This is a genomic window from Micromonospora sp. CPCC 206061, assembly GCF_036906915.1.
Classification (GTDB): domain Bacteria; phylum Actinomycetota; class Actinomycetes; order Mycobacteriales; family Micromonosporaceae; genus Phytohabitans.
The window spans coordinates 135,422-144,382 of sequence record NZ_JBAKHX010000012.1 but is presented as its reverse complement, the minus strand read 5'-3'; the positions used below and the strand labels follow the sequence as shown (position 1 = coordinate 144,382).

The following is an 8,961-nucleotide window of genomic DNA, read 5'->3' as shown; positions in this document are numbered from 1 at the left end:
CGCGCTCCCGGGCGGCCCGCGCCCCGGCGGCCCGCCCCCCGGCGGCCCGCCCCCCGGCGGGCCGGCGGCCCGCCCTCTGCCCGTCGATCAAGGGCAAACGCACGCGCTTTGATCTCCGATCCACGTGCATTCGCCCTTGATCGACGAGAATCTCCTTGATCCGCGGAGCCTTGAGGACGCCGCGTCAGCGGCGGCGCTTCGGGCATGGGCTCGGCGGGGATGGCCGGCGACAGGGTCCACGGCGTCCGTCGAGCGGTGTTTGTGTACGGCGGGCGACGAGACTGCGGCGATCCGCTGCCCTTCCGGGCAGCGGATCGCCACGATCGCGCGACCGCCGCTCGGTGCCATGCGGGCGCGCCGGAGGTCGCACAGATCAAGGGCCGACGGCGGGCAAAGGCCGTAGCCGATCAAGGGCGATTGCATCGATCAAGGACAAATGCATCGATCAAGGACAAATGCACGTGGAAATGAGATCGAACCACGTGCGTTTGCCCTTGATCGACGGGCAGAGGGCGGGCGGGCCGCGCCGGCCCGCCGTGGCACGGCGCGGGGCGCCCGGACGCGGCGGGCGGGACGGGGGGCGGCGGGCGGGACGGGGCGGCGGGGGACGGCTATGGGGTCAAGGCCGTTGTTATGGCCTGGTGCCAGGAGTTCAGGAAGTCCGGGTAGCTTGCGGCGAAGGCGTCGAGGTCGCGGCCCGCCGCGTCGGTCAGCGCCGTCAGGTCGTACGTCACCGTCACGTCGCTGCCGCCCCGCGCCGCCTCCAGGGTGACCGCCACCGTGCCGGCGCTGATGCCCGGCACGACCCGGGCGTACCGGATGTGCCGGCCAGCGGTTCGGTCGAGCACGACCCAGGTCGTCCGGTCGGTCACGAAGACCGTGCCGGGTGCGGTGTCGTCGTCGGTGGGTACCGGGAAGTGGGGTCGCCACCCGGCCGCCCACTCCTCTTCACCGCGCGCGGTGAAGAGCCGGAACGCCTGCTCGGGCGGCAGGGCCACGTGCAGCCGCCCGGTCAGCGTGTGACGCTTGCTCACGGCCGTCCTCCAAGACTTGTCGTACCCCGATGTCATCATTGCCCGCGTGTGGGAGGCGGACAGTCACGATGTCATCGAAGTGCGCGGTGCGCGCGAAAACAACCTCAAGGACGTCTCGGTCGACATACCGAAACGCCGGCTGACGGTCTTCACCGGGGTCTCGGGCTCCGGGAAGTCGTCGCTGGTGTTCGGCACGATCGCCGCGGAGTCGCAGCGGCTGATCAACGAGACCTATACGGCCTTCGTCCAGTCGTTCATGCCGAGCCTGGGTCGGCCCGACGTCGACTCGCTGCGCAACCTGAGCGCCGCGATCATCGTCGACCAGGAGCGCATGGGCGCCAACTCGCGATCGACGGTCGGCACGGCCACCGACGCGTACGCGATGTTGCGGATCGTCTTCAGCCGGCTCTCGACGCCGCACGTGGGCACGTCGAGCGCGTTCTCGTTCAACAACCCGGAGGGCATGTGCCCCGCCTGCGAGGGGCTGGGGAGGGTGTCGACGATCGACGTCGACGCGCTGGTCGACCGCGACAGGTCGCTGCGCCAGGGCGCCATCACGGTGCCCAACTTCGGCCCCGATACGTGGTACACGCGGCTGTTCATCGAGTCGGGCCTGCTCGACCCCGACAAGCCGCTGCGCGACTACACCGAGCAGGAGTGGTTCGACTTCCTGCGCAAGCCGCCCACGAAGATCAAGCAGGCCGGCTTCAACGCGACCTATGAGGGACTGCTGCCAAAGGTGCAGCGGCTGTTCATCGACAAGGACCGCGAGTCGGCGCAGCCGCACATCCGCGCGTTCGTCGACCGGGCGGTGACGTTCGCGGCCTGCGACCAGTGTGGCGGCAGCCGGCTCAACGAGGCGGCGCGCACCGCGACGGTTCAGGGGCGCACGATCGCCGAGTGCTCGGCGATGCAGGTCAGCGACCTCGCCGAGTTCGTGGCGGCGCTCGACGAGCCGGCGCTCGCCCCGCTGCTGGCAACGCTGCGGCAGACGCTGTCGTCACTGGTGGAGATCGGCCTCGGTTACCTGAGCCTCGACCGCGAGTCGGGCACGCTCTCGGGCGGCGAGGCGCAGCGGGTCAAGATGGTGCGGCACCTGGGTTCCAGCCTGAGCGATGTGACCTACGTCTTCGACGAGCCCACCGTCGGCCTGCACCCGCACGACATCCAGCGGATGAACGACCTGCTGCTGCGCCTGCGCGACAAGGGCAACACGGTGCTCGTGGTCGAGCACAAGCCCGACGTCATCGCGATCGCCGACCACGTGGTCGACTTGGGCCCGCGCGCGGGCGCCGCGGGCGGTCACATCGTGTACGCGGGCGACGTCGCCGGTCTGCGCCGGTCCGACACCCTGACGGGCATCCATCTGGACCGCCGCGCCGGCCTGCGCAAGGACCCGCGCGAGCCCAGGGGGCGTCTGGAGATCCGTGGTGCCCGCTCGCACAACCTCAAGGGCGTCGACGTCGACATCCCGCTGGGCGTGCTGACCGTGGTCACGGGGGTGGCCGGCTCGGGTAAGAGCTCACTCATCCACGGTCACCTGCCGGGGCGCGACGGCGTGGTCGTGGTCGACCAGTCGGCGATCCGCGGCTCCCGCCGGTCGAATCCGGCGACCTACACGGGGCTGCTCGACCCGGTGCGCACCGCGTTCGCCAAGGCCAACGGCGTCAAGGCGGCCCTGTTCAGCGCGAACTCCGAGGGCGCCTGCGCCAAGTGCAAGGGCATCGGGCTGATCTACACCGACCTGGCGATGATGGCTGGCGTGGCGACCGTGTGCGAGGAGTGCGACGGCCGGCGGTTCACGCCCGAGGTGCTCACATACACGCTGCGCGGCAAGGACATCAGCCAGGTGCTCGCGATGTCCATTGAGGAGGCCCGCGACTTCTTCGCCTCGGGCACCCCGCGCCGCATCCTCGACCGGCTCGCCGATGTCGGGTTGGGCTACCTGACGCTGGGTCAGCCGCTCAACACCCTCTCGGGCGGCGAGCGGCAGCGCATCAAGCTGGCCAACCACATGGCGGGCGACGCGGCGGTTTACGTGCTGGACGAGCCGACGACGGGCCTGCACATGGCCGACGTCGACCAGTTGCTCGGTCTGCTCGACCGCCTGGTCGAGCTGGGTAACTCGGTCATCGTCATCGAGCATCATCTGGCCGTGATGGCACACGCTGACTGGATCGTCGACCTGGGGCCCGGCGCCGGCCACGACGGCGGCGAGGTGGTCTTCACCGGTCCACCGTCCAGATTGGTCGAGGCAGACACGTTGACCGGTCAGCACCTGCGTGCCTACGTGACGTAGCGATAGCGTGGGGGGATGCGCGAACGAGTGATCCTCGTCGTCGGCTACGACGGGACGGAACTGCTCGACATCGGTTGCATCACCTCGAGTTTGGCCATCGCCAACCGCATCGGTGCCAACCCGCCCTATCGCTGGGTGTTCGCGACCATGGGCGGTAACACCATCACGTGTGACTCGGCGTTGCAGGTGCATTCGCAGGCGGCGGTCGAGCGGTTCAACGAGCCGCTCGACACGCTGCTGGTCTGCGGCGGCCTCGGCCACGCGCGGGCCGCGGAAAACCAGCTGCTCGTCGGCCATGTCCGGCGGCTCGCGACGCTGGCGCGCCGGGTGGCGTCGGTCTGCACGGGCGCGACCGTGCTGGCCGAGGCGGGCCTGCTGACCAACCGGCGCGCCACGACGCACTGGCAGTTCGCTGAGGAGCTCGCGCGCAAGTACCCCGACGTGCGGGTCGACCCCGAACCGATCTACATCCGCGAGGGCAACATCGCCACCTCGGGCGGGGTCACCAGCGCGCTCGACCTGACGCTGTCGTTCATCGAGGAAGATCACGGGATGGCGCTGGCGCGTGGTGTAGCGCTGGGCGTGGTGGCATACCTGCAGCGGCCGGGTGCGCAGGCGCAGATGAGCATGTTCGTGTCGCGGCACTCGTCCGACGACCTTGTGGTGCGCCGGACCAGCAACCACATCATCAGCCACCTCGGTGACGACCTGAGCACGCCGGTGCTGGCCAGGCTGGCCGGAGTCAGCGAGCGGCACCTGTCGCGGCTGTTCCTCACCTATGTGCACGAGACGCCCGCGCAGTACGTGCGCCGGGCGCGCGCCGAGGCCGCCGCGCACCTGTTGCGGTCGACGGCGCTGCCGGTGTCGGCGGTGGCGCGGCGGTGCGGGTTCGGCACGACCGAGTCGCTGCGTCAGGCGTTCCTCACCCACTACTCGGTGCCGCCGTCCAAGTACCGGGCGCAGGCCGAGGCCAGGATTCCCGCAGCGGAGACCAGGATTCCGGACCTAGTCGCTCTGCGGGGCGGTGCCGCGACAGGCACGCACGCACGATCGACAGCATGACGGCGTTGAAGAATCGCTGGCCGACGGCCCTGGCACTGGTCTCGACCGTGGGCGGGATAGCGGTACTGGCCCTGCTCGACCGGGATGCCGAGCTGTTCGGCCCGCTGGTCGCCATGATGGCGGCGATCTACCTGATGGCGTACGCGATCGGCCGCCCCGTGTCGGTGTGGCTGGCGCTCGTCGTGATGAGCGCGCTGATCTCGGTCTTCCATGTCCTGGACGGCCGGGGCGCGCTGGGCGTCCATCCGGGTGTGGCCATGGCGATCGTGCTGGCGTTGACATGGCTGTGGACGGTGACGCGGCGGCGATACGCCGACTCCGGCACGTTCTCGCTGCAGACGGTCGGCACGGTGGGCTTCGGCGCGGTGACGCTGGCGGCGGCGGTGGAGCCGCGGGCCGCTGTCGCGCTGGCCGGCGTCGGTTTCCTTGCGCACGGCGCCTGGGACGCGTATCACTACAGGGTGAACAAGGTCGTGCACCGCACGTACGCGGAGTTCTGCGGGGTGGTCGACCTCGTGACCGGAACGGCACTGCTCGTCGTGGCGGCTGCGGGAGGCGGCGCATGACGCCCAGGCGACCGCTCAGGCAGACCGCCGACCTGAGCCAGTACCCGGATCTCGTGGTGATCTACCTGGGCATGCGCGTGCGGTCTCCGCGCGGCATCCTGACGTTGTTCCGGTACGGGCCGCGGATCCAGAAGTCGGCGGCGGCGAAGCCGGATGGGCTCCTCCGCCACGAGATGGTGACCTGGGGTCTGGTCCCGCCACACCTGGGGATGCGCCAGTACTGGCGTGACTTCGACTCGCTGGAGAAGTGGGCGCGCACCGATCCGCACGCCGCGTGGTGGCGCGACCTGCTGAACGACATGGGCGGCACCGGGTTCTGGCACGAGACGTACTTCGCCCGCGGCGGCATGGAGTCGGTCTTTCTCGACATGCCGCCCACCGGCTTCTCGGCGTTCGCGCCGGTGGCCGACGCCCGCCAGTCGCTCTTCTCGGCTCGCCGCCGCCTGCGCCTCGCCGAGGGCGAGGACGGGACACCATCACCGGTGACCGAGCAGCAGCTCTACGACAAATGAAAGGGTGCCGGGCCAACGGCCCGGCACCCTTTCGCAGGACCCCCGGTCAGGCGGTCACAGTGATGGACGACGCCGGGTCCGTGGTGTCGGTGATCTCGTAGGTGGCGCTGAACGTGGCGCTGGTCGCGGCGGTCGGGCAGCCGAAGCCGCCGGTCACCACGATCGGCACGTCGACGCCGGCCGAGAAGTCGAGCACGGAAGCCGAGCCGCCGGAGCCGTCGGTCCACGGGCCGGTGACCGTCGCCGGACCGTCCGGTGCGACGGTCACGGTGCACGAGGCGAGGCCGGAGATCTCGGTGACCACGCCGCCGGCCGGGATCGTCATGGTGCCCGTCGATCCGGCCGGGTCGTACTGGAGCGCGATCGTCCAGTCGCCGTTGTCGCTGTTCGTGGTGGTGGTCGCGGTGGTGAGGAAGACGCTCGTCGGGCACGCGCCGCCGTCGTTGTTGAAGGCTGGCGCTGCGACGACCGACGCGACCGCGCCGTCCGGGCTCGCGTTGTCGGGCTCGGCCGGCACGGTGCCGGCCGTCGTCGACGTGTTGCAGGTGACGCTGACCGCGCCGACCACGAAGTCCGCCGTCGTGCCGGATGCCAGGGCGGCGCTGAAGCCGTGCCCGGCCGGCGTGACGGTGGTGGAGGACGCGGCGAGCGCGGGCGTGGCGGAGACGGCGAGGGCGACGGCGAGGCCGCCGACGACCAGGCCATACCGGGTGAGCCGGCGCGCCATCGGGGTGAGAGTGGGGGACGTGGGTGTCATCTCGAACTCCCTGGGGGTGGAGCGAACCGAGATCCAGAAAAGGACGATTTTCTGGAGTACCCAGACGGTATGTGCATGCCTCGATCTAGTCAAGAGTGGGCTCGATCTGACCAAAGGGCAGAAAAGGCGAAGGGCGGGGGAGCGGCATCCGCTCCCCCGCCCCGAGCGGAGAACCACCAGCTAGAAGCACTCGTGCTTGCCGCGCGAGATCTCCATGTGCAGGCCTGACAGCTTGAACGTCCCGGCCGAGGTGGCCCAGGCGACCTGGCGCAGGTCTTCGATGTGGACCTTGTCGGCCTGCTGGCTGAACAGGCCCTGGAGCCCTTTGCTGCCGGGCGGGCCCTTGTCCAGCGTGGACGCGTCACGACCGATCTCCATGTTGGTGAAGGTCGCGTTGCCATCCATCTGGGCCATGTCGACGAACATGTTCTCGGCGATCACCGGGGTCTCCTTGCCTGCGGTCAGCTTGAGGCTGATGTCGCCGACGACCGGGAGGGTGGTGAGCACGGACTGGCACAGGTTCGTCAGCTCGGCGCGCTTCATCGCGGCGATCGCGACCGGTTCCGGCGAGTTGCCGGCGTGCTGGTCGATCCACCCGTAGTTGACGAAGCCCGTGGCGTCCAAAGTGTCCGCCGATACCTTGAACTGCTGACCGGAGACCAGGAAACTGGCCGCCAGCGCGCCGTTCGATATGAGCACCAGGACCGTGGCGGTCATGGTGGTCACCACACCCGCGGCCAGCCCGAACCGGCGCCAGTTCGTGCGGCCCTGCGGCAGGGTGCGGTCTGAATCACCCATGCGTTCTCCTTCAATGACGATGGGATCGATCCAGAAAAGAGCGTAGTTCTGGATAGACGCAACGTAACCCCGGAGCGAACAGCCCGTCAAGGTCGTCGATGGGTTCACCGGACTACGTCCGCTTTTCTTAAGTGGTCCTTAAGTCTTCCTTTGTGTCGATCCAAGCGCGGCCGGCCGGCGTACCAGACGGAAAGATCACAGACGGTTGGGGGACCTCGTGCGCCACATCGAAGAAGATCGGTACCGTGTCCGCCTGACCACCTCGCGCGGAAGCTAGGGGGCGGCCATGGCCATCACCGTCAGCAGCATGCGCGACGCCTGGTCGCGCCGTCCGGCGCCGCCACGCGGTCGCCACTCGCGGGTCGAACAGGAGCAGTACGCGCCGCCGACCGGCCGCACCGGCATCCACCGGGCGGAGGGCGGCCTGCTCCGCAGCCTCTACGACCAGCACGCCGAGCCGCTCCTAATGATCATCCTGGAAATGGCGGACGGCGACCGCAGGCTCGCCGAGGAGGTCGTGCGGGAGACGTTGCTCCGCGCATGGCGGGAGGTCGACTCGATCGACGTCGCCGCCTCGTCGCTGCGCCCGTGGCTGGTCAGCCTCGCCCGCCGCATCCTGCGCGACATCGAACGCGACCGCGAGCGCGACATCGAGCTTGACGAGATGCCTGAACAGCGCCCCGCGTACCGCGAACCGCCCGACCGCTTCCCGGTGATCGACATGGCCGACGACGTCGGCGCGGCGCTCCAGCGCATGATGGTGCTCGACGGCCTGCGCGCACTCCAGCGGCCCGACCGTGACATCCTGGTCGAGGCGTACTTCCGCGGTCGCGGCGTGCGCGACGTGGCGGAAGAGTTGGACCTGCCGCCAGAGACCGTTAAGTGGCGGCTCTTCTTCGCGCTGCGTGCGCTGCAGAAGATCCTGCTCGGCGCCGGGAGCGAGGATGCCTGACGAGCACTGCGTCCACCCGGACGTGGGCGCGTACGCCTTAGGGTTACTGGAGCCCGACGAGCGCGCGCGGTACGAGCTGCACCTGCGCGGCTGCGCCCGGTGCAGCAGGGCGGTGCGCAGCCTGGCCCCGCTTGTCGAGCTGCTCGGCGCCGTCGACGCGCGCAGCCTCCTCGCCGCCACCGATCCCCCGGCGCCGCCGACCCCGCTGCGCATACCGGCTCCCCGCCTCGCGGACTCGCCAGTGACGCCACGGCCGCTCCCCCCGGCCGTCGAGCCGGCACCACCACCCCGGCGAGGATGGCACGCGCTGCGCTGCGTCACCATCGCCGCCGCGGCGTCCACAGTGCTGGTGCTGGTGGGCTTCGTGACGTTCGCGGCCCGCTCCAGCGTCTACGAACCGCCGGTCGCCGCCGGCGCGACCACGGTCGAGTCCTCGCCGACCAGCCCCGCCGAACCCACTCCCAGCCGGTCGCAACCCAACGCCCGGCCGCGCCCGGCGACTTCGACGGACGCGCCCACGACGCCGCCGCCCGCTACGACCCGGCCGCCGGAGCCCACGACGCCGCCCGTCGAGCAGGAGCCCAGCACGCTGAGCGCGGTCGGCCCGCCGCCGGCCAGTGACACGCACGTCGCGCACAACCCCCAGACCGGCGCTCACGCCACCGTCGAAACCACCGCGGCCGACACCGGGACGGTCCGCACCGACCTGACCGTCGCGGTGACGAAGATCGACGGGCCGCGCGAGGGCGTCGTCACGGTGACGACCACGACAGGCGAGACGACCGTCGCGACCAAGTGGCAGATCGCGGAGGGCGGCGACGGATCGACGGTGTGGGCCAGCGCGCCCGTCGGCGCCGGTGAGATCGTGCGGGTCGACGTGGTCGACCAGGCCGGCACGGTGCTGGTGTCGGTGCCGGTCAACTCCAGATAGTCCCCGACCGGGCGCGGCCATGAGCTGCATCGCGTCCGGGCGCAGCGTCG

The 8,961-nt window shown here is 70.3% G+C and carries 9 protein-coding genes; 6 read left to right on the top strand and 3 right to left on the bottom strand.

Going from position 1 to position 8,961, the window contains the following annotated elements; genetic code table 11:
* Positions 1-611: 611 nt before the first annotated feature.
* Complete coding sequence (locus V6V89_RS12490) at positions 612-1,034, bottom strand: SRPBCC family protein (protein ID WP_334619215.1); 423 nt, start codon at positions 1,032-1,034, stop codon at positions 612-614.
* A gap of 46 nt (positions 1,035-1,080) precedes the next feature.
* Between V6V89_RS12490 and V6V89_RS12485 the strand changes: the two genes are divergently transcribed.
* The 4 genes from V6V89_RS12485 to V6V89_RS12470 are packed head-to-tail and all read left to right on the top strand — an operon-like array spanning position 1,081 to position 5,473.
* Positions 1,081-3,333 (top strand): ATP-binding cassette domain-containing protein, encoded by a 2,253-nt coding sequence (locus tag V6V89_RS12485; protein ID WP_442935123.1) that lies wholly within the window; start codon positions 1,081-1,083, stop codon positions 3,331-3,333.
* Positions 3,334-3,348: 15 nt separating this feature from the next.
* Positions 3,349-4,395: a GlxA family transcriptional regulator gene (locus V6V89_RS12480; protein WP_334619214.1), complete on the top strand. Its 1,047-nt coding sequence runs from the start codon at positions 3,349-3,351 to the stop codon at positions 4,393-4,395.
* Positions 4,392-4,961 carry a hypothetical protein gene (locus V6V89_RS12475; protein ID WP_334619213.1) on the top strand — a complete coding sequence of 190 codons (570 nt, stop codon included), beginning with the start codon at positions 4,392-4,394 and terminating at the stop codon, positions 4,959-4,961. Before V6V89_RS12480 ends, V6V89_RS12475 begins: the two co-directional genes overlap by 4 nt.
* Positions 4,958-5,473, top strand: coding sequence for a DUF4188 domain-containing protein (locus V6V89_RS12470; RefSeq protein ID WP_334619212.1), 516 nt, complete (start codon positions 4,958-4,960; stop codon positions 5,471-5,473). The genes V6V89_RS12475 and V6V89_RS12470 overlap by 4 nt, the downstream gene beginning before the upstream one ends.
* A 46-nt stretch (positions 5,474-5,519) precedes the next feature.
* On the opposite strand, the gene V6V89_RS12465 is transcribed toward V6V89_RS12470, so the two are convergent.
* Both V6V89_RS12465 and V6V89_RS12460 read right to left on the bottom strand, forming a co-directional pair.
* Complete coding sequence (locus tag V6V89_RS12465; RefSeq protein WP_334619210.1) at positions 5,520-6,230, bottom strand: hypothetical protein; 711 nt, start codon at positions 6,228-6,230, stop codon at positions 5,520-5,522.
* Positions 6,231-6,410: 180 nt separating this feature from the next.
* Complete coding sequence (locus tag V6V89_RS12460) at positions 6,411-7,028, bottom strand: DUF6230 family protein (RefSeq protein ID WP_334619209.1); 618 nt, start codon at positions 7,026-7,028, stop codon at positions 6,411-6,413.
* Positions 7,029-7,314: 286 nt separating this feature from the next.
* Here V6V89_RS12460 and V6V89_RS12455 point away from each other — a divergent pair, with 286 nt between their 5' ends.
* A complete protein-coding gene (locus V6V89_RS12455; RefSeq protein ID WP_334619208.1) occupies positions 7,315-7,980 on the top strand; it encodes a sigma-70 family RNA polymerase sigma factor in 666 nt (221 codons plus the stop codon).
* Positions 7,973-8,911 carry a zf-HC2 domain-containing protein gene (locus V6V89_RS12450; RefSeq protein WP_334619207.1) on the top strand — a complete coding sequence of 313 codons (939 nt, stop codon included), beginning with the start codon at positions 7,973-7,975 and terminating at the stop codon, positions 8,909-8,911. The genes V6V89_RS12455 and V6V89_RS12450 overlap by 8 nt, the downstream gene beginning before the upstream one ends.
* Positions 8,912-8,961 lie beyond the last annotated feature (50 nt).

Excerpts from the sequence above, each read along its gene's own strand:
- V6V89_RS12450 (WP_334619207.1), top strand. The coding sequence starts at position 7,973 with ATGCCTGACGAGCACTGCGTCCACCCGGACGTGGGCGCGTACGCCTTA.
- V6V89_RS12465 (WP_334619210.1), bottom strand. The coding sequence starts at position 6,230 with ATGACACCCACGTCCCCCACTCTCACCCCGATGGCGCGCCGGCTCACC.
- V6V89_RS12470 (WP_334619212.1), top strand. The coding sequence starts at position 4,958 with ATGACGCCCAGGCGACCGCTCAGGCAGACCGCCGACCTGAGCCAGTAC.
- V6V89_RS12460 (WP_334619209.1), bottom strand. The coding sequence starts at position 7,028 with ATGGGTGATTCAGACCGCACCCTGCCGCAGGGCCGCACGAACTGGCGC.
- V6V89_RS12475 (WP_334619213.1), top strand. The coding sequence starts at position 4,392 with ATGACGGCGTTGAAGAATCGCTGGCCGACGGCCCTGGCACTGGTCTCG.
- V6V89_RS12455 (WP_334619208.1), top strand. The coding sequence starts at position 7,315 with ATGGCCATCACCGTCAGCAGCATGCGCGACGCCTGGTCGCGCCGTCCG.
- V6V89_RS12480 (WP_334619214.1), top strand. The coding sequence starts at position 3,349 with ATGCGCGAACGAGTGATCCTCGTCGTCGGCTACGACGGGACGGAACTG.